The sequence below is a fragment of the Proteinivorax tanatarense genome, from assembly GCF_040267685.1.
In the GTDB taxonomy this organism is placed as follows: domain Bacteria; phylum Bacillota; class Proteinivoracia; order Proteinivoracales; family Proteinivoracaceae; genus Proteinivorax; species Proteinivorax tanatarense.
In genome coordinates this window covers 3,017,112-3,038,698 of the sequence record NZ_CP158367.1, presented here as the reverse complement: position 1 = coordinate 3,038,698, position 21,587 = coordinate 3,017,112, and the positions used below count along the sequence as shown (strand labels likewise).

Sequence of the window (21,587 nt, the reverse complement as noted above, 5' to 3'; positions counted from 1 at the left end):
TAAAATTGAAAAAAGTTTAAAATATTTAATAATTATTTTGTTGTTTAGAACAACTCCTTCTGTTACACTGATATTACTAAAAGCATAAGTGGTAGAAAAAGTCATAAAAATGCACTGATTGCAGTTCAGTTTGTTGTGAAAAGACAGGCTTTTCGCCTAAACTTAGCTTTTTGAGGGAGCAGAGTTTGCAATCCCTAATACTAAAAAATAGGGAGTGGTTTTTTTGAAAAGAAATATTAAAGCAGAAGATTTTTATCGTTTGAAAAGTATTTCAAACATGGATATTGCCAAAGATGATAGTAAAGTGGTATTTGTTGAGGAAAAGCTAAATAAGGAAAAAGACAAAAAATTTTCAAACATATTTATAACCAACTTATGTAACGAACGAACTAGCCAATTAACTTTTTCAGGTAAAGATAGAAGTCCTACCTTTTCACCTGACGGTAGCAAAATAGCCTTTATTTCTACTAGGGATAAAAAAAGCCAGGTATGGATTTTGCCTTTAGATGGTGGAGAGGCTTGGCCGATAAAAACAAAGGAGTCAGTTAACGGGCCTCTTATTTGGACACAAGATGGCAAAAGAATTCTTTACACAGCTGATGTTTTCAGTAACCATAGAGAAAAGTGGACTCCATATCCGGGGGCGCCTAAGTATGATAGCGAACGCTTAATGACTATAGCAGATAAATCTCATTGTGATAAAAAGGAAGATAAAAAGAAAAAAGAAAATGCTGTTAAGGTTATAACAAGGTTTAGCTATAAAAGAGATGGGTTAGGTTATTTTGGTGATACGAGATCTCAGGTTTTTATAACAGATGTACCTGAATTTTATGAACCTGATGCAGAGGATAAAGGTGAACAAATAACATATGGTGATTTTGATCATAATGGACCTACCCTATCACCATGTGGCAACTATATAATTGTTAGTGCAAGAAGAACGGAACAAGCAGACCTTGAGCAAAAAACTGATTTATGGTTGTGGAGCCTAGATAAAAAAGAAGGATATAAAATTTATGATGCTCCTGGCCCTACCTACAGTCCTTCATGGTCTCCATGTGGTAGCTATGTTGGTTTTTCAGGGCATGATAACAAAGAAGGTGCATCCACCTCTGCCCATTTATGGGTTATTAATGTAAAAAAATTCATAACTGAACTAAAGCAAGGTAATCCTACACCAATTACTTGTAATAAAGCACAGAATGTAATGTCACAGCTAGACAGGATGGCAGTTGGGGCTAAAGGATGGCAGAATGACAAGTTGATTTTTCAAATGTTAGATAGAGGCGCAGGAGCTATTTATGGAGTTACTCCATTTAAAGAACCTAGCCCTATCATAGCTGACAGGAAAAAGTCTATTTCAAACCTAAAAGTGGGAAAAGATAAACTTATTTATAGTTATACTACCCCTACAAAACCAACTGAACTATATGTCTATAATGGAGAAGAAAAGCAATTTACTAATTTTAATACAGAGTTTTCATCGGAGATTGATATAGGAAAGTGGGAAGAATTTACTTATAAGAGTTATGATAACACTGACATAAATGGTTGGATTATTTATCCCCCTAAATTTAACAAAGAAAAAAAATATCCCATGGCACTACTTATCCATGGAGGACCTCATGGAGCTTACGGTCCTTCATTTATGTTTTTGGGTCAAACTTTGGCTGCTCAAGGTTATGTAATACTTTATACTAACCCAAGGGGGAGCGAAAGTTACGGTCAGCAGTTTGCATGTGTAATTGATAAAAACTGGGGAGAAAAAGACTATGCTGATGTTATGGCAGGTGTGGATGCTTTACTAAAAAGAGGATTTATAGATAAAGAAAAAATGGTAGCACACGGGTGGTCATACGGTGGGTATTTGGCATGTTGGATTTCCACACAAACTGATAGATTTAAAGCTATATGTGCAGGGGCCAGTGTCACCAACATGCTCAGCGGATATGGCACTTCAGACATTACACTAGCAGATGAATATGAGTATGGTGGAACCCCATGGGAGGATTATGATCACTTAATTAAGCATTCTCCAATAGGGCATGTAAAAAATGTTTCAACACCGGTAATGCTAATGCATGGAGAAAATGATCTTAGAGTGTCTGTGGCTCAAACAGAGGAATTTTATATTGCTTTAAAGAGGCTGGGAAAAGAAGCTATTATGATTAGATATCCAGATGAGTTCCACGGACCCACAAAACCAATTCATAGGCTAGACATTTTAGAGCGTTTAATTAGCTGGTTTAACTACTATTGCGAAAATTAAAGCGTTAAGTCGGTTGAAAGTCAACAGGCTTTCCTCTTTAAGTTAACAAAAGTTTATCTCCTACACTAATGCTCAAAAATAGGGTATAATACTAGTTAATAACTTAATTAAACTAGTAGGAGGCATATAATGTTAGGAATCATTTATTCGATTTTAGCGGGGGTTTTTATTAGTGTGCAAAGTGCTTTTAATGCTAATGTCAGTGCAAAAATTGGCGGTGCTGAAACAACAGCTATTGTGCATGGAGTAGGTTTTTTGGCATCTTTAATATTAGTATTTTTTCTAAAAGGTGGAGACATTACTAAAATAGGTGATGTAAATAAAATTTACTTACTGGGAGGTGTTTTAGGAGTTGGAATTGTTTTTAGTGCGATGAAAGGAGTTTCTCTTTTAGGTGCAGCTTTTTCGATTTCAATTCTGTTGGTTGCTCAATTACTGGTGGCAGTAGCGATAGACACCTTTGGACTGTTTGGCATGGAAAAGATCCCATTGTCTTTTAATAAACCAGTAGGGTTACTTATAATGATAGCAGGGGTGTTAGTTTTTCAATCTAAATAGATGACTAAAGGAGTGGTTTAATTGTTTAGTAAAAAAGAACAGCAAACAATTGCATCACTATTTTATAAGTTAGTTTCTGTAAGAAGTGACACAAATTCAATATATGAACCTATTATTGAGGATTTAATTTTAAACTGGTTTAAGCAAAGAAATTATTTTAAAGAACATTCAGAGCATGTGGGTACTTTCCCCTTGCCCGATGATGCCTTGCGTCGTGAAGTAGTTTGGGCCTTGGTAAAGGGACAGAGTAAAAAAACAGTTGTACTTATTAACCACCATGATGCTATTGGAATAGAAGAGTTCGGAAAATTTCGGGATGTAGCTTTTAGGCCTGATGAACTTAAAGAAAAGCTAAAGGAGAAAAAAAGAAAAAGTAAGAGCTTAATTCAAGATTTTGAAAATGACCACTGGATTTTTGGTAGAGGAACGGCAGATATGAAAGCAGGCGTTGCACTGCAAATGGGGGTTGTAGATAAGTTTTCCGAATTAAGAAATTTTAATGGAAATATATTATTTATTTCTGTTCCCGATGAAGAAACAATATCAAAAGGTATGATATCAGCTATTTCGTTGATGGATGAGTTAAGCAATAAGCACCAACTAGACTATATATTGGCGATAAACTCAGAACCATACTTTAATAATGTGAAAGATAAAGCAATTATGTTCGAAGGATCTGTAGGCAAAATCATGCCTATAGTTTATATAAAAGGAGTTAAAAGTCATATCGGTGATCCTTATGCCGGGGTAAGCCCATCAATGATTTTGGCAAATATACAAAGGAAAACTGAGCTAAATCCAAAAATGTGTGATGTTTACCATAGAGATGCAACACCGCCACCAATTTGGGTGCATTTGAAAGATAGGAAAAAGGTTTATGATGCTTCTATACCAGAGGCGGCAGTAGGTTTTTTTAATTGGTTAACCTTTACTAAGCAACCTACAGATATTTTAAATGACTTAAGTAACTTCTGTACAGAGGCGATGGATCAAACAATTAGTGATATTGAGCTGTCATATAGGCAGTATTGTCGAATGAACAATGAAAAATTTGAACCTCTAGATTACGAACCAGAGGTTCTTAGTTTCTCTGAAGCTTATAAGCTTGCTGTAGAAGAAAATGGCGATAAGTTTGAAAAAGCGTATAAAGAAAAATTAGAAGAAGCTAAAGAGGATTTCCATAGCAAAAAAATTACCTTGCCTGAGGTTGCTGTTAAATTGATAGAGTTTACTGTTGAAAGTATTAGCATAAGTGATCCTTTAATTATAATAGCGCTTTCTGGACCTTTCTATCCACATATAAATAACCAGCTGTTAAAGGGGGGCCAGAAGTTTGATTTAGAAGAAAGGCTAAATAGAATTTGTTCAAAGTTTTACCCTATCCAATATCAATCAAATCAATATTTTATGGGCATTTCAGATCTCAGTTACTGTGGATTTATTGGTCAAGATAAAGATGTAAATGCAATAAAACAAAATAGTCCTGGGTGGGATAATGTATATAAAATACCCTTTGATAAGTTAAAAAAACATAATATGCAGGTTGTTAATATAGGGCCATGGGGAAAGGATTTGCATAAAACTACTGAGAGGGTGTATGGACCTGACGTTTTTGAGCGAATTCCTACAATAATATTTGAATTAATAAATGAACTGTTGGAGGGAAAAGATGAAGTTTAATAAAATAGTAGCAATAGATAATACAGGATTAGTAGATGAAGTGGTGGAGGAGTTAGGTTTTCTTGCAAAAAAGGTAGTTACTTATCAAGATTATCCAAAATCAAATAATGAAATTATTTCTAGAATTGGTGATGCCGATGCAGTGTTAGTGTCGTGGAACACACCTATTGACAAAGAAGTCTTAGCAAAATGTCCTAATATAAAATATATTGGAATGTGCTGTAGCTTAATTGATGAAAATAGTGCAAATGTTGACGTTAAAGAAGCTAAAAAGTACGGAATTAAAGTTTTAGGAGTTCGGGATTATGGTGATGAAGGTGTTATAGAGTTTATTATTAGCGAGCTAATTAGGTTGTTTCAGGGCAACGGAGAATATCAATGGAAACAAGAGGAAACAGAACTTACCGATCAGAACCTTGGTATAATAGGGATGGGTACTTTAGGTAAAATGTTGGCCGAAAAAGCTCAAAGTTTTGGGATGAACGTATACTATTACAGTAGAAGTAGAAAAAAAGATGTGGAAGATATAGGGGTCCAATATCTGGACTTAGAATCTCTTTTGGAAAAAGTGGATATTATCTCTACTCACCTTCCACGAAATACTATAGTGCTAGATAAATTTATGTTAAAAAAGATAAATAACAATAAGGTTATAGTAAATACCTCTTTAGAGCCCACCTTTGATGTAGAAGAGTTTATGAACTGGATAGATAAAGAGGGCAACTATGCTATTTTTGATAAAGCAGCTATGGGAAAGCACTATAATGAGCTAAAGAAACTTAATAAAGTTATATATACTGATAAAGTAGTTGGTTGGACCGAACAAGCAAAAAGAAGATTATCCTTGAAGGTGCTAGATAATTTAAAGAGTTATTAAAGTTGACAATAAAAAAAGTAATACTAAAAAGTTCTAAATCTATAAAATGATATAGGTTTAGAACTTTTTAGTATGTTGGGAATATACATATCTTAATATTATAAATATTTTGCCAAAACCAGTGAATTTTAGCCTTATTAATGTTACAATAGGGTTACAAGAAGTTAAATAAAAGGAGGTTATTCAGTGTCAAAATCAAGAATTTCTAAATGGGTTATAGGTGTACTTGAGTTGCTTATAGGCCTTTCGTTACTAGGGGAGCCAATAGCCTTTGGATTCTTCTGGATTCCAGTGCTTGCGCTTTTAGGGTTACACGTGATATCACTGTTTTTATCAAAAGAGGTTAGTGGTTTGACAAGAGGGAATATTTTTGGGATAATCACTGCATTTGTATCATGGGTACCTTTACTTCGTAACATAATGAGGATAGTAACAGCTATTTTTGTCTTTTATGAAGCTATGACCCCTGAAGAAAGATTGCCTCATAACCTTATAAACAAGTAATAAAACAAAAGGATGCCAACAAAGCAAACACTTTGGCATCCTTTTTGTTATTATTAACAAAACCTATTCCCTACTATTACCATATAAATTATATAGAACTGCGTAAACAAAGAGGATATCTATATAAATAAGAAGTAGATAGAGATATAAAGAGATATACATAATATTTAGATGTTGAGCTTGTGGGAAGGTTATATTATAATAAACCAAGTGAGAAATATTCTCGCTTAATCTAATAATAATTTAATATAAGTATTTTTTTATACAGTAGTTTGAGAAAGATTTTCAGTAATAACGTACTTAACTTTAATATTAGCTAGGAGAGGATTTAATGAAAACAAAGACAAAAATTACAGTAACTCTAGTAGTAGCTTTAGTGTTAGGTTCTTTTTTATTAACAGGGTGTAGTAGCGAAGATGGTAATGAATTAGTTGTTTATTCAGCTAGGAATGAAAGGTTCGTAGATGATTTATTAAATAAGTTTGAAGAAGATACTGGGATTAAGGTAAAAAGCTTACATGCTGGTAATGCCGCTGTAAATAGAATAAAAGAGGAAGGCGATAATGCTCACGCCGATATTTTTATATCTAATGATGTAGGAGCTTTAGAACATCTTAGGTTAGAAGGGTATTTACAAAGTCATCAGCCTAAAGGACTTGATTCTATTGATGAAATGTATAGAGCAGTGGATGATTCTTGGTTTGCCCTTTCAGCTCGTACACGGGTGTTAATGTATAATAAAGATCTTGTATTAGAAGAAGATTTACCCAAAAGTATTTGGGAGTTAACAGAAGCTAAATACGAAGGTCAATTTGCAATTACTCGTGGCGGTAACGGAGGTATGATTGGCCATATTTCTGCGCTTAGAAATGAGTGGGGCGATGAAAAGACATCTGTATGGATTGAAAAGGTGAAGAAAAATGCTGGTGGGATAATGCAAGGTCATGGGGATATTAGAAGAGCTGTCGGAGCAGGTGAGTTTAAGTTTGGCCTTGTCAATAATTACTACTTTCATCAACAGCTAAGAGAACCATCAAATAACAATGTAGGAGTAATTTACCCTGACCAGGGTGCAGATGGAATGGGAGCAGTTGTAAATGCGGCTGGTGTTGGTTTGATAAATGGAGCACCTAATGATGAGAATGCCAAGAAATTTTTAGAGTGGATTTTGGTACCGGAAAATCAAAGAGAATTTTCTTATAATTCACTTGAAGTTCCAATAAACCCTGAAGTTGAGGCCATTGATGAGGCTGCCAGAATAGACGATTATAAAACTCATGATATGCCTCTGGGTAAGCTAGGTGAAGTTTGGGAAGATACAAGAGAGTTGATAGAAAAATCTGGTCTAGATTTAGAGATTAGATAGGAGAGATAAGATGGACAATTTACGACTAAAAATACACCAGTTAGTTGAAGATGTAAAGGTTCGAAGTTTCCTTCGAGCCTTTAAGCTTTTTCTTCAAAGGATATGGACTAATATTTGGTATGGAGAAAGTCCTGGTTGGGTGCTTTTGGTTTTAGGGTTAGGTATCTCGATTGTTATGGCCTTTCCTATAATTTATGTAGTGATAAACTCGTTGTTTGCAGGGGCTGATAGGTGGTTAAGACTTTTAGATGATCGGGTGCCAGGCCTTTTATGGAACACATTAAGTCTTACATTTGTAGTCACATTTATGGCAGTAACGATAGGGGTTATACTAGCTTGGCTGGTCCAACGTTGTGATTTGCCTGGTAGAAAGATGTGGAGGTGGATATTAGCTTTGCCTCTTGTGATACCACCTTATGTCGGTGCTGTTGCGTACATTTCTATTTTTGGGCCGGCAGGCTGGTTTAGGGATGTATTAGGACAGTCTCCATTTGATATTTATTCTTTTTGGGGTGTAGTGTTTGTGTTGACGATGTTTACGTATCCTTATGTTTTTTTAATAACCAGTTCATCACTAAAAAAAATGAACAGAAACTTTGAAGATGCCGCAAGATCGTTAGGGATGAATACAGCTGAAATTTTTTGGAAGGTAAACCTTCCTTTTTTGCGCCCCGCTATCGGTGCAGGAGCAATACTGATTGCCCTTTATGTATTATCAGATTTTGGGGCAATAGCAATGCTTCGCTATAACACTTTTACCGCTGCAATATATTATCAAATTGGAGGCTTTGATAATGTTTCAGCTACTGTGCTTAGCGTAATGTTAATTGGGTTAACAGTTGCTATACTGTGGTTAGAGTCAAAAGGAAAGAAAAAGAGAAAATATTACCAATCAGCTAACTCCCATAAGAAACCTGATATTTTGCCTTTAGGTAAGTTCAAGTGGCCGGCACTTATATTGACAAGTTTGATATTTATAATGTCTGTGGTATTACCTATCGCGGTATTATTATACTGGGCAAGGCTGGGCATAGCTGAGGGAGCGCTAGATTATAGATTTTGGGGGTTTGCTTTAAATTCCTTGAAAGTTTCATCTATAGCAGCATTGGTGAGCATGATCCTTTCAGTTCCAATTATTTACTTAAAATCTAGATACCCTTCAATTATAACAACTGTGATTGATAAACTTAGTTACTCTGGCTATGCTTTGCCTGGTGTTATAGTGGCTTTGGGACTTATTTTTGTGTTTAGCCAGCATATACCTTGGTTGTACAATACCTATATGGCAGTTGCAATTGCTTATATAATACGCTTTATGCCACAAGCTATGCAATCAGGTGAGTCTAGCCTAAGCTTGGTTTCTCCTAAGATGGATGAATCAGCCAGGAGTCTTGGGCTTCCATCATGGCAAGTGTTATTTAAGGTTATTATTCCACAAATCTTACCTGGGATTTTAGCCGGAGGTGCTCTGGTGTTTGTATCGTCCTTAAAAGAGCTGCCTGCAACTTTAGCTTTAAGACCACCTGGATTTGACACACTATCTGTTCGGGTGTGGATAGAGGCAACGGAAGCTATATATCATATGGCAGCTCCAGCTGCTCTTATAATAATAGCTGTTTCATTAATACCACTTAGGTGGATGTTAAGCAAATACTAGGATGGTGATAAAATGAATGCTATACAATTGAAATCAGTGTCAAAAACTTATCTTGGAACCAACAAACCAGCTGTTAATGATATCAACTTGTCAGTAAAACAGGGTGATATCATAACTTTATTAGGACCTAGCGGTTGTGGTAAATCTACTACTCTGAGATTAATAGCAGGATTTGAAAGAACAGACAGTGGTAGTATATCACTAGCTGAAAACCTTGTTAGCGATAAGTCCAAGTGGGTCCCCCCTGAAAACAGGGGTGTAGGGATGGTATTTCAGGATTTTGCCCTTTTTCCTCACTTAGATGTTTTTAATAATGTTGGGTTTGGTTACAAAAGTAAAGATCGAACCAAAAGAGTTAAGGAAGTATTGGAACTTGTGGGGTTATCAGAACTTGCAAAAAGATACCCCCATGAGCTTTCAGGAGGTCAACAGCAAAGGGTTGCTCTTGCAAGAGCATTGGCTCGTAGGCCAGTTGTGGTTTTATTAGATGAGCCTTTTAGTTCTTTAGATGCTGATTTGAGAGTACAGATGCGCTTGGAAGTAAAGCGAATAATTAAAGAAGCTGGGGCCACCGCAGTGCTGGTATCTCATGATCAAAAAGATGCTCTTGCAATTTCTGATAGAATTGTGGTCATAAAGGATGGAGTTATTCAACAAAATGGTACTCCACGGGAAATTTATCAAAACCCTGCAAACAAGTTTGTAGCAAATTTTGTGGGTGAAACTAACATTTTAAAGGGTGTTGTGGTTGAAGGTGAAGCTTGTGTGGCTACAAGCTTTGGAACCATTCCTTGTAGGAATACTCCTAATATAAAAGCAAAAGAGCAGGTCTATGTATCTATACGCCCTGGGAGTATAAAAAAAGATGAAAACGGACCATTTGAAGGAAGGGTGTTAGATACTATTTATACAGGACAAAATATTGATGCGAAAATTGAAGTTGATTTAGGTAATGGCACAAAACAAAGTCTACTGATGCACTTTCATCCAGATGAAATAGTTAATGATGGAGATATAGTTCGCTTTCGAGTTCTGCCAGATTTTGTGGCTGTGGTATAATAAAAAAAGTGTGGGTCACCATGATAGGTGCTCACACTTTTTTTATCGCAAATTTGCTGACTGTAATAACATGTTATTGATTAAGTTTCATAAACCTGTGAGAAACCAAGGCATACTCTCTGCTATCCTCGATATTAGTTAAAACAGGGCTGTAATTTCTTTCGTTGTAGCGATAGAGTAAGACGGTTTCAGACTTCTTTGGTAAAACAGCTATGTACTCTTTATTTTTTACAGTAAAAATTGACAAAACATCACACTTTACTTCTTTATTATTGTGTAGTGTTAAGCTTATAGTATCTTTATTTTTTCTGTGTTTTTCCTTTAAATCTTTTAAATTATAAGTCATAAATTTTGGCACTCCTTTTATTTGTTAGTAGCTTACTTAATATTATATATAAAAAACCCAACTTTATAAAGAAATAAGAAAGCTAAGCCATTTTTTATGTATAAATGCTATAATAAAGATAATATAGGTAATAGCAAAATGATTTCCGAATTAAGAAAGTCTGGAGTTTTTGAACCGTCTTTAAAAAAAAAGTGTAGGAGGTAGACGTTGAAGTGAAAAAAATACTAAATATAACATTTGTAGTTATATGCGTTTTCTTGTTATCCGCATGCACTACTGATGTAAATGTAGATGAACCAAAGGAAGATAAAGAAGAAAAAACTGTAGAAAATAAAGATGATAATAAACCTGAGCTGCCAGAACCAGTTACGATACAGATAAGTGCTGTTGGGGATGTAATGGCACATCAACCTCAAATTAACGCCCAATATGATCAAGGTACTGGAGAATATGATTTTAACAACAATTTTAAATATATTAAACCTCATATCCAAGACTCGGATTTAGCGTTGGCAAATTTAGAAACAACTCTGGCAGGACACGAAAGGGGTTATTCTGGATTTCCTCTTTTTAATGCCCCAGATGAACTGGCAGAAGGGCTTTTTAAAGCGGGTTTTCATGGAATATCGACGTCAAATAATCATACCTATGACACCGGCAAGTCTGGTATGTTACGAACACTAGATGTTTTGGAGAAAAAAGGGTTAGCTTCTATCGGGACTAGAAGGAGCAAAGAGGAAAAGAGTTATGAGATTTTCGACGTAGATGGAATTAAAGTAGGTGTTTCTGCTTACACATATGAAACACCTATAGTTAATGGACATCGGACGATAAACGGAATAACAATACCACACACTGTAGAGCCCCTTATAGATAGTTTTAGCTATCAAAATTTAGATGAAGATCTTAAAACAATGGTGCAGAGAGTTGAGAAGATGGAAGAGGAAGGTGCAGAAGTTATAATTTTTTACATGCACTGGGGTAGTGAATATCATAGAGAACCTAACTCTTATCAACAAAAGATCTCACAGTCGTTAGCTGATAGCGGTGTAGATATTATTTTTGGCAGTCATCCACATGTGGTACAACCAATTCAATGGTATGAATCAACAGATGGAGAGCATGAAACTTTAGTAGTTTATTCTATGGGGAACTTTATTTCCAATCAAAGATATGAAACATTGGAAAACAGGTATACTGAAGATGGTTTAATTGTTAATGTTAATATTACAAAGGATGTATCAAAAAATAAAATTGAGATTGAGTCAGTAACTATTATACCAACATGGGTTAATCGTTATTTAAAGGAAGGGAAATATGTGTATGAAATAATTCCCCTTACAGAAGCTGTTAGCTCTCCAGAAAAGTTCAATCTAACAGGACAAGCTTTAAAAAGAGCAAAACAGTCAAAAACAACTACGGTGGAACATGTTTTAGGAGAAAACATAAAAAATGTTTTTTTAGACTCAGAATACACACTACCTGTTGCTAATTAGTTGTATTTTGATGTTCAAGTTCATGAATTAAATGCTTACTGCTTAGCAACACCATAGATATCCCTACACCAGGGTGTAACGAGTCCCCAACAAAATAAAGATTATCGGCAGAGGGAGACTTAAAATGGGGACGTAGATAGTTAGTTTGAGAAACTGTTGGACCTATGCCAAAAGCAGCTCCCTTATAACAATTCCAGGTTGTTTCAAAGTCTTTTGGTTGAGTAAGGTTCTTGTAAACTATATGTTTATCTATATCTGCTAGTCCACTGATTTTTTTGAGGTTTCTTATAACTCTGTGTTCTAATAACCTAATGGTCCTACTATCCCAATAAGGTTTGCTTTTAAGGTTAGGGACTCTAGCGATAACATTTATAGTTTCGCTTCCCTGCGGGGCCCTCTCTTTATCGAGAACGCTGGGACAATAGATATATAAGGAGGGGTTAGCAGGTAGAATTCCCTTAAAAATACATTCTATATTTTTTTTAAAGTTTTCCCCTAGGTAGAAGTTATGCACAGCTAACTGGGGCAGCTTTTTATTTATACCTAGATTTAGGACATAAGCAGAACAGCTGTAATCTAAACTATCGATTTTAGGTAACTTCGGTGACGGTGGCACTATGTTTTGAACGGCGTACCCATATTCTCCACTACAAACTACTAAGTCCCCTTGTGTAATGGATTTGTCGGTTTTGACGCCGATTGCTTTACCCTTTACAATCAGAATCTCTTTTACTTCAGTCTCAGTCTGTATAACACCGCCTAGCTCTTTTACCACCTTTTCCAAAGCTTTAACAAAAGAGTACATGCCACCTGGAACATACCAAAGTCCATATGCTTGTGGAATAATAGATAATAAACTATGTATACAGGGTCCCTTGTATGGAGATAGTCCGGTAAAAAAGGCTTGAAAGGTTAAAAAATCTTTAATCTTGGGACTTTGGATAAACTTAGAAATATGGTTATAAGAGGAAGTTTGTGGCATTAGCTTTAAAGCAATGGCCAAAGATAGAGGACTGAAAGAATCGCTTATTTGCTGCTGTGTTTTTTGAAAAAAGGTCTTATTAGCCAATAAATACCTGTTATAACCATGGGATAAAAACTTAATATAGCCAAGGGAGTCTTTAAAAGAAACCGCTTCTACGGTTTTTAGTAGTGAAGTAAAGTCGGTGGAAAAATCAATGTGGGTTTTATCTTCATAAAACACTCTATAATTAGGTTCTATCTTTTGGAGGGTAAAATAATCTTGGTATTTCTTTCCCAAATCTTCAAACAAGCTTTTATAATTTTGCGGATTCATCAAAATAGAGGCTGTTAAATCAAAGTTAAATCCGTTTGAAGAGATACTTGTCACTTTGCCGCCGATATGTTTATTTTTTTCTAAAATAACTACCTTATATCCTTTACTTAAAAGTCTTGCGGCAGTTGAAAGACCAGCGATCCCAGCGCCTATAACAATGACTTTTTTACCCATTTTTATCACCCTATAAATTATTGTAAGTTAAGAACTAAAACATAGTATACCCCAAATAAATAAACCCTATAATAAAGTAAGGACTGAGACTCTTTTTATTGTCTCAGTCCTTACTTTATAGTAGTCCTGTGCTTAAGTAACGTTCTTCCAATCAGATTATGATTGTTACTTAGGCCTAGCTTTTTAGACATATTTAAGCTACAAAGGTGGAAGCTCCAGCGGATGCCACATAAAAAACTTTCTTTGTGGGCTAAACTTTTACTAGTTTAAATTGCTTTCTCATCGGTCACATGTATAATCATATCAAAAACACTTGTATTTAAAGTTTTAAGGATAAAGCTGGACATGGACTATAAAAAAGTTGTGAGGGACAGGATGTCCTCCCGCTATAACTGAATTTTTTTAGACTCAATACGTACATTTTGACATTCTGTATATATATCTTTAACATTTCGCCCGCAACGCTAATGGATTTCTCCGGTTCCAGCAGTAGCCACAAAAGTGTCTAAACATCTCTTACTCTGTTTTAAAATTTCCTGCGCAGTGGTTATGCCTGTGCTTGGGTTGTACATATTGATAACTGATTGGGATAAAACTATCTGATGTTTTTTGCAATGACTTCTGCTTTTGCAATGCTCCAGACATCAACTCCTCCCCTAGAGTTATAACACAACCTCGGCGACGTAAGCCTTTAACACCTAACCTAGCTGTAAAAAACACAGCTAAAAAGCTGCATTTTTTACCTAAGCACCTCTGGTATCTTGATAAGAAAAGTTTTTGATTTTTTCTAACGTTTCTCTTAACTGTCCATAGGTGTAAGGTTTTTTTAAAAAGTATACTGTCCCTTGATAGAGATGTTCTTTAATATTTTTATCGGAGTAACCACTTGAAAGTATAATCCTAGCTTTAGGATTGAGGGATAAAATTTTCTCTGCAGCCTCAGACCCACCGTAGCCACCTGGGATAGTTAGGTCTAGTAATACAACATCAAAGGGGGTTCCTTTATTAAGCTGCGCTTGATATTTATCAAAAGCCTCTTTTCCATCCACTGTAAAGACAGGGTCATATCCAAGCTCCGATAGCATTTTCGCTGTAATACTTCTGATACCCTCTTCATCATCCATAACTAAGATACTTCCTGAAGACTTATATATCTTTGTTTTTTTGCTGACAGAGGTGTTTTCGGTGTTTTTGGATGCCGGCAAATAAATAAAAAAGGTAGTGCCCTTACCTTCTTTTGATTTAACAGAAATATGTCCGTTATGACGTTTGATAATAGAGAAACAGGAGGCTAGACCCAGTCCATTTCCTTTATCCTTGGTAGTGAAAAAGGGATCAAAAACTTTATATAGGTTTTCTTGGGAAATTCCTATTCCTTCATCAGCTACTGATATTTTTATGTACTCTCCTTTATCAAGTATATAACTTAGCTCATCTTGAGAAAGGGATAAATTTTCAGCTTTTACAGAGATTCGACCACCTTCTGGCATTGCTTGGCAGGCGTTGATGAGGAGATTGTTAAGAACCTGCTTGAATTGTCCCTTGTCCAGATCAACTAGGTGCAAATCCTCTTTGCTTTTAAACTCAGAAATAACGTTTGAACCACATAATGCAAGACTTAATGCCTCTTCTATTACTTCTTCTACGGCAACAGCCTTCTTTACTGGCTCTCCCCCCTTTGTAAAAGTTAAAAGCTGCTGAGTTAGTCCAGTAGCTTGGTTGGTAGTTTTAACTATTTCATCAAAGGCTTTAGTAGCTCTGGGATTATCTTTTACATACATTTTAGTTAAAGAAGCCTGTCCCATAATTATAGTTAAAAGATTGTTGAAATCGTGAGCAATACCTCCTGCCAAGATGGAAATTGACTCTATTTTAGATGTTTTAACAAGATCATCTTCTATACTTTTACGTAGCTTTTCCTGTTGTTTTCTCTCCTCAATTTCAAGCTCAAGCCTATTGGCGGTAGCCTGTAGTTTTTGATGAGGTAGATGTAAAATACTTTGGATAACAGCTTTATAGATAAAATAATAGGATGCTATTTTAAGAACATGCCCGAGCCAGAAAAAGAAGTCGTTTGGAATCACAAATAAAGTTAAACTAATTTCGGCAGCAATAGTGATAGTATAGGCTAAAATAAAATACTTATATACCTTGTTGTTAAGTGTTTTTCTTCTTTTTACTAGCTGAACAAGGGCTATTATAAGTATAGAACATATTATATATTCACTTACTATTTTAAAAGTAGTTAGACCTTCTCCTGGGATGAAAGTAGTAGGGAATATATCCCAGCGAAAAATAGATAACAGTAAACCAAGTGCTAAGGTAAAATAAGCAGCAAACAAATAGTTAGCTTTAATCGTTTTGTTTAACAAAAAGGGCATAATTAATACAGATAGGGATTCTATATATCTAGCTATTAACCAGAACTGGGCCGATAGATTTGTTGATGAGTGTTGAAAGACTCCCACCCCTTCAAAAGCCAAAGTATGTAACAAATCAAAAGTCCCAACAAAAGCATAGGCAATGCCTAAAAAAACGATAAAGTTACTTTTATTGGCGTAATAAGAGCAAAGGGAAACTACAGTGATGGTAAAAGCTATTATAATAGCGAATAGTTCAGCTAGCGTGTGCAGCAGTACATGATTTTTATAACCTATAAAAGTAGCACCCAATCCAACAAAAACTAAAAAGAAAAAAGACTTAAGTATGGTGTTAATTCTCATAGGTCCTCGCTTGTTTTCTAAGCATGGCTGCATTTAAATTACCCTCCCTATATAGAACTAAAATTTTGTCATAATTGTATTATTTGACAACAAAGAAGGAAAACCCTTCATAAATTTTCCAGCATATTGATATATAAGGAATAATAAAGCATACAAATTTGAGAGGAATATAAAAAAGGGACTATCTTTTAATCTAAGATAGTCCCTTTTTTATAAAAATTTAACTGTTCAATCTCCTTTTTAACTCATCAAGTTCTTGCTGAAGCTCTATAGGTAGTTTTTGTCCAAATTTTTGGTAGTGGTGGGAAATGGAGTCTACTTCAATTATCCACTCTTTTTTATCAACCTTTAAGACATCTTCCATGGCTTTGTTGCTAATGTTTAAGCCTTCTAAGTCGATAGCATCAGTTGTGGGCATGTAGCCTATATCAGTTTTAACTGCCTTTCCTTCGCCTGAGGTGCGCTCAAATATCCATTTTAAAACGCGACTATTTTCCCCAAAGCCTGGCCAGAGAAATTTGCCGTCTTTACCTTTGCGGAACCAGTTTACATAAAAGATTTTTGGCAGTTTGTCTTCTGAAGACTTACTGCCTATGTCAATCCAATGCTGTAAATAGTCTGCCATGTTGTATCCGCAGAACGGTAACATTGCAAAGGGGTCTCTACGAACTGTGCCGATTTTATCGGAAATTGCGGCGGCTGTAATTTCTGAACCCATAATAGAGCCTAAAAACACACCATGATTCCAGCTAAAACTTTCGTGAACCAAAGGGATGGTGCTAGGGCGGCGACCTCCAACTAAAATGGCGGAGATGGGAACGCCCTTAGGGTCTTTCCATTCTGGAGCAATGACAGGGCATTGACTTGCTGGTGCTGTAAATCTTGCATTAGGGTGAGCAGCCGGTTTATCAGAATCTGGGTTCCATTCCCTTCCATTCCAATCAATTAGAGGCGTAGGAGCGTCATAGCCGATACCTTCCCACCAAACATCACCATCGTCTGTTAACGCAACATTTGTAAATATACAATTCTTTTCTAAGGTTTTTATGGCGCTGGGGTTGGACTCTTTAGATGTTCCTGGTGCAACGCCAAAAAAACCGGCTTCGGGGTTGATAGCATATAGTTTTCCGTCATCACCAAACTTCATCCATGCGATGTCATCGCCAACGGTTTCCACTTTCCAACCAGGTATAGTGGGTACTAGCATTGCTAGATTAGTTTTGCCACAAGCGCTAGGGAAGGCTGCTGCTACATACTTTACTTTGCCTTGGGGGTTTGTCAGCTTTAAAATAAGCATATGCTCTGCTAGCCATCCCTCATCTTTAGCTTGGGCAGAGGCAATTCTCAGGGCAAAGCACTTTTTGCCTAACAAGGCGTTGCCACCATAGCCGGACCCATAAGACCATATCATACGCTCTTCGGGAAAATGGCTTATATACTTTTCTTCGATAGGAGCGCAAGGCCAGGTTGCGTCTTTTTCACCATCCTTAAGAGGATAGCCTACAGAGTGTAAACATTGTACAAACTCACCATCTTCACCTAGGACTTTTAAAACTTCTTGTCCCATGCGAGCCATTATTCTCATGTTAACAACTACATAAGGGCTATCGGTAAGCTGCACGCCAATCTTTGAGATGGGCGAACCAATTGGCCCCATAGAGAAGGGGATAACATACATGGTCCGTCCTTTCATAGAGCCACGGTAAAGCTCGGTCATAGTCTTTTTTAGCTCATTTGGGTCGACCCAGTTATTAGTAGGTCCCGCATCTTCCTTGTTCTGGGTGGCTATATAGGTTCGATCCTCAACCCGAGCTACATCAGAGGGATGGCTGCGGAATAGATAACTTCCAGGCCGCTTATCCTCATTTAGTTTAATAGCCATACCAGAGTTCACCATTTGTTGCATAAGGCGGTCATTTTCCTCTTTGGAACCGTCACACCAATAGACATCATCAGGTTGACAAAGCTCAGCCATTTTTTCAACCCATTGTTGCAATTTTTTGTTAGAAAGCATTAACAAACCTCCCTAAATTGTTGTTAATTATTACATATTGAGTTATTATATTATGTCACTTTTTATATTCCACAAACGAATAAATATCCCTTGTTTATAGTTGGAAAAAACACTACTGAGTAGGAAATAAATACTTACATTCCCAAATAGTATGGGTTTCTATCTAAAAAGCATTCATATATACTTAAATAAACTTAGAAATAGGGAGGAGTTTTCTAATTTATGAATAAAGCTAAGTTAGTTTTAATACTTGTCTTAGGGTTATTTGTGCTTGTGGGATGTGCAGAAGGCGGGGAGCTAAGTGAAGGTGAGCTTGAGTTAGAGGACTTGACACTCAATAGTCTAGAAGGTGAAGAAAAGAACCTACATAATGATGAAGAAGAAAAAGAAGAGTCCGATAGTGATAACGAAGAAACTGTAGATAAAAATCATCAAGAGCACTCTCAGCAGCCTGAGCCAAACAGCCCAAAAGACGATGCTGATTCTGATGATGCTTCAATAAATGAAACAGATGAAAAAAACCAAAAAAGTGATCGTGATTCACAGCAAGAAAATCAATCCAATCAACCGATGTCAAATGAGGCTAACGATAACAAACCTAAAGAAGTAGAGGTGCAAAAACCTAAACAAGACTCAGATCATAAACCGGAGCCGGAGCCGGAGCCAGAGCCGCAGCCGGAGCCAGAGCCAGAGTCAGATTCAGAGCCGGAGCCGCAGCCAGAGCCGGAGCAGAATAAGCAGGTTGATTACTCTGTGAAAATGGATTCAGCTAAGTTGCCAGCTTTTGAAGCCAACAGTTACGAAAGAGAAATGCTAAAGCTTGTGAATCAAGAAAGAAGAAAAGCCGGTGTTTCTGAACTGAAACTACACAACAGGCTTTCTTCAGTAGCTAGGGTAAAAAGTGCAGATATGATTTACAATGATTATTTTGCTCATGACTCTCCGGTGTACGGGTCACCTTTTGAAATGATGAGACATTTCGGCATAACGTTTAGAGGAGCGGGAGAAAACTTGGCCCTTAACGTAGGAACTAAGGAGGCACACCGTAGTCTTATGAACTCTGACGGACATAGAAAAAATATATTAAATCCAGACTTTACCCACATAGGTATAGGGGTGGAAAAGCAGGGAAGAAGCATATACTTTACCCAGATGTTTTTAACAGAATAAGTTTAAAAAACAGAGTCGATATCTCTGTAGTAATTTTAAACAAAGAAACAGGTGTTAAGCCAAAGCTGACATCTGTTTTTTTGATTTTATCCGTAATTATTCAAACTGTTTATTTAGTGGTACAATATATGGAGATATATATCTACTGGAAAGGATGTTAATATGGGAAAGAAGTTGGTTTTAGCGGAAAAGCCTTCTGTTGGTAAAGATATAGCGAAGGTTCTTAATTGTAATAAAAAGGGGAACGGGTTTTATGAAGGGGTTAATCATATCGTTACCTGGGCTTTAGGCCATTTGGTGACACTAGCTGAACCGGAGCAGTATGGTGAGCAATATAAATCCTGGTCTATGGATCATTTGCCTATGCTATTTGATCCTTTAAAACTTGTGGTCATAAAGCAAAGTGGAAAACAGTATAGCGTTGTAAAAACACAGATGAGTAGAAAAGATGTTGACTCTATAATAATAGCCACCGATGCAGGTCGAGAAGGAGAGCTTGTTGCCCGCTGGATTATTGCCAAGGCTAGGGTGAAAAAGCCTATTAAAAGGTTATGGATTTCCTCTGTAACTGACAAGGCAATAAGAGAAGGGTTTAGCTCGTTAAAAGACGGAAGGCAGTATCAAAACTTATATAACTCAGCTCAAGCCCGGGCAGAAGCTGACTGGTATGTTGGCATAAATGCAACCAGGGCGCTGACCTGTAAGTATAATGCTCAACTCTCCTGCGGTCGTGTGCAGACACCCACTTTAACTATGATAGCTAAAAGAGAAGAAGAAATTAATAAGTTTACCCCACAAAACTTCTTTGGTGTAAAAGTTACTGCTAAAGGTATAGATTTTAATTGGCAGGATAACAAAAGGAAAGACGGTAGGATTTTTGATGAGACAAAAGCAGAGAAAATTATTTCCTCATTAAGAGGTCAGAAGCTTGACATAAAAGAAGTTAAGGTTGAGAACAAGAAAAGCTATGCTCCCCCTCTTTATGACTTAACAGAATTACAACGTGATGCAAATAAAATTTTTAGTTTTTCAGCAAAAGAAACCCTGTCTATCACCCAAAAACTTTATGAACAACATAAGGTGTTAACTTATCCTAGAACAGACTCTAGGTATATAACTACAGATATGGTAGACACCTTAAAAGACAGAATAAAAGCTTGTAGCTTTTTTGATAACTCTTCTGCAGCCGATAAATTGTTGCAGGAAAACTTAAACGTAGGTAAACACTTTGTAGATAACAAAAAAGTCTCCGATCACCACGCTATTATACCTACAGAGCAAAGACCAATGTTGAGTAGTTTAAACGATAGAGAGAAAAAAATATACAGCTTAGTAGTCCAGCGCTTTTTAGCAGTGTTACTACCACCATATAAATATCAGCAAATATCGGTTTTGGGTGGTGCCAAGGAGCATAGATTCTATGCGAAAGGCAAAAAGGTTACTTCTAAAGGATGGAAAATTGTTTTAGATAAGGAAGATGAAAGTACATTTGATGCAAGAAACTTTAGCAACATAGAGCAGGGAAAACAAGTAGAAATATCAGCGGTGTCAAAGACTTCTGGGCAAACATCACCGCCAGCGCCCTTTAACGAAGGCACTTTGTTAGCTGCTATGGAAAACCCTAAAAAATATATGGATGAAAAAAGTAAAGACTTACAAAAAGTTATAGGAGAAACTGGAGGAATTGGCACAGTTGCAACCAGAGCAGATATTATAGAAAAGCTTTTTAGCAGTTTTTTAATAGAAAAAAAAGGAAAAGAGATCAATATTACCTCTAAAGGCAAGCAATTGCTAGAGTTAGTGCCTGAGGAACTAAAATCCCCTACGTTGACAGCTCAGTGGGAACAACAACTTACCGCTATTTCTAAAGGAAGTTTAAAAAAAGAAGAGTTTTTAAAGGACATAAAAAACTACACCGTAAAAGTCATTAAAGAAATAGAAAATAGCAAACAAAAGTTTACCCATGATAATTTAACTAGAAGCAGATGTCCCAAATGTAACAAATTTATGCTAGAGGTTAATGGTAAAAAAGGGAAAATGCTGATTTGTCAAGATAGAGAATGTGGAGGAAGAGAGAACGTAGCCAAAACTACAAATGCTCGGTGCCCAGAGTGTAAAAAGAAATTGGAGCTTAGGGGACAAAAGGGTGGGGAAATATTTGTTTGCAAATGTGGACATAAGGAAAAAATGTCTAGTTTTAATAAGCGCAAAGGTAAGCAAAAGCAGAAGGTAAACAAAAGGGATGTAGCTAAATATTTGAAAAAACAAGATAAAAAAGATGAGCCGCTAAACACTGCTCTAGCAGATGCTTTAGCTAAATTTAAAAAATAATTGAAAAAAATGTACAAAAACTGTCGAACTGTGATATAATAATGGATTGTACTGGTACAACACTAA

The 21,587-nt window shown here is 36.3% G+C and carries 15 protein-coding genes; 11 read left to right on the top strand and 4 right to left on the bottom strand.

The window, feature by feature from the left end; genetic code table 11:
• The first annotated feature begins 223 nt into the window (after window positions 1-223).
• The 8 genes from PRVXT_RS14705 (at window position 224) to PRVXT_RS14670 (ending at window position 9,970) form a co-directional block, all read left to right on the top strand.
• Window positions 224-2,269: a S9 family peptidase gene (locus tag PRVXT_RS14705; RefSeq protein WP_350343615.1), complete on the top strand. Its 2,046-nt coding sequence runs from the start codon at window positions 224-226 to the stop codon at window positions 2,267-2,269.
• A 129-nt stretch (window positions 2,270-2,398) separates the two neighbouring features.
• Window positions 2,399-2,827 carry a DMT family transporter gene (locus tag PRVXT_RS14700; RefSeq protein ID WP_350343614.1) on the top strand — a complete coding sequence of 143 codons (429 nt, stop codon included), beginning with the start codon at window positions 2,399-2,401 and terminating at the stop codon, window positions 2,825-2,827.
• 21 nt (window positions 2,828-2,848) lie between these two features.
• On the top strand, window positions 2,849-4,507 hold the full coding sequence (locus tag PRVXT_RS14695) for a M20/M25/M40 family metallo-hydrolase (RefSeq protein WP_350343613.1): 1,659 nt from the start codon (window positions 2,849-2,851) through the stop codon (window positions 4,505-4,507).
• Entirely contained in the window at window positions 4,497-5,384 is an 888-nt protein-coding gene (locus PRVXT_RS14690) for an NAD(P)-dependent oxidoreductase (RefSeq protein WP_350343612.1), read from the top strand. Before PRVXT_RS14695 ends, PRVXT_RS14690 begins: the two co-directional genes overlap by 11 nt.
• A gap of 186 nt (window positions 5,385-5,570) precedes the next feature.
• A complete protein-coding gene (locus PRVXT_RS14685) occupies window positions 5,571-5,888 on the top strand; it encodes a hypothetical protein (protein WP_350343611.1) in 318 nt (105 codons plus the stop codon).
• A 331-nt stretch (window positions 5,889-6,219) separates the two neighbouring features.
• The gene (locus PRVXT_RS14680) at window positions 6,220-7,254 is read left to right on the top strand and encodes an extracellular solute-binding protein (RefSeq protein ID WP_350343610.1); all 1,035 of its coding nucleotides are present in this window, start codon (window positions 6,220-6,222) and stop codon (window positions 7,252-7,254) included.
• 10 nt (window positions 7,255-7,264) lie between these two features.
• On the top strand, window positions 7,265-8,911 hold the full coding sequence (locus tag PRVXT_RS14675; protein ID WP_350343609.1) for an ABC transporter permease: 1,647 nt from the start codon (window positions 7,265-7,267) through the stop codon (window positions 8,909-8,911).
• 12 nt (window positions 8,912-8,923) lie between these two features.
• Window positions 8,924-9,970 carry an ABC transporter ATP-binding protein gene (locus tag PRVXT_RS14670; protein WP_350343608.1) on the top strand — a complete coding sequence of 349 codons (1,047 nt, stop codon included), beginning with the start codon at window positions 8,924-8,926 and terminating at the stop codon, window positions 9,968-9,970.
• Window positions 9,971-10,043: 73 nt separating this feature from the next.
• Here PRVXT_RS14670 and PRVXT_RS14665 read toward each other — a convergent pair whose 3' ends face one another.
• Window positions 10,044-10,316, bottom strand: a complete 273-nt coding sequence (locus PRVXT_RS14665) for a DUF1292 domain-containing protein (protein WP_350343607.1) — start codon at window positions 10,314-10,316, stop codon at window positions 10,044-10,046.
• Window positions 10,317-10,528: 212 nt separating this feature from the next.
• Here PRVXT_RS14665 and PRVXT_RS14660 point away from each other — a divergent pair, with 212 nt between their 5' ends.
• Entirely contained in the window at window positions 10,529-11,812 is a 1,284-nt protein-coding gene (locus PRVXT_RS14660; protein WP_350343606.1) for a CapA family protein, read from the top strand.
• Here the strand turns inward: PRVXT_RS14660 and PRVXT_RS14655 are convergent.
• The 3 genes from PRVXT_RS14655 to PRVXT_RS14645 form a co-directional block, all read right to left on the bottom strand.
• A complete protein-coding gene (locus PRVXT_RS14655) occupies window positions 11,805-13,283 on the bottom strand; it encodes a phytoene desaturase family protein (RefSeq protein ID WP_350343605.1) in 1,479 nt (492 codons plus the stop codon). The two genes, PRVXT_RS14660 and PRVXT_RS14655, sit on opposite strands and share 8 nt — an antisense overlap.
• 743 nt (window positions 13,284-14,026) lie before the next feature.
• The gene (locus PRVXT_RS14650) at window positions 14,027-16,039 is read right to left on the bottom strand and encodes an MASE3 domain-containing protein (RefSeq protein WP_350343604.1); all 2,013 of its coding nucleotides are present in this window, start codon (window positions 16,037-16,039) and stop codon (window positions 14,027-14,029) included.
• A gap of 187 nt (window positions 16,040-16,226) precedes the next feature.
• Window positions 16,227-18,020: a phosphoenolpyruvate carboxykinase (GTP) gene (locus tag PRVXT_RS14645; RefSeq protein WP_350343603.1), complete on the bottom strand. Its 1,794-nt coding sequence runs from the start codon at window positions 18,018-18,020 to the stop codon at window positions 16,227-16,229.
• 222 nt (window positions 18,021-18,242) lie between these two features.
• Between PRVXT_RS14645 and PRVXT_RS14640 the strand changes: the two genes are divergently transcribed.
• Complete coding sequence (locus tag PRVXT_RS14640) at window positions 18,243-19,190, top strand: CAP domain-containing protein (protein ID WP_350343602.1); 948 nt, start codon at window positions 18,243-18,245, stop codon at window positions 19,188-19,190.
• 162 nt (window positions 19,191-19,352) lie between these two features.
• Window positions 19,353-21,521 (top strand): DNA topoisomerase III, encoded by a 2,169-nt coding sequence (locus tag PRVXT_RS14635; RefSeq protein WP_350343601.1) that lies wholly within the window; start codon window positions 19,353-19,355, stop codon window positions 21,519-21,521.
• Window positions 21,522-21,587: the final 66 nt, after the last annotated feature.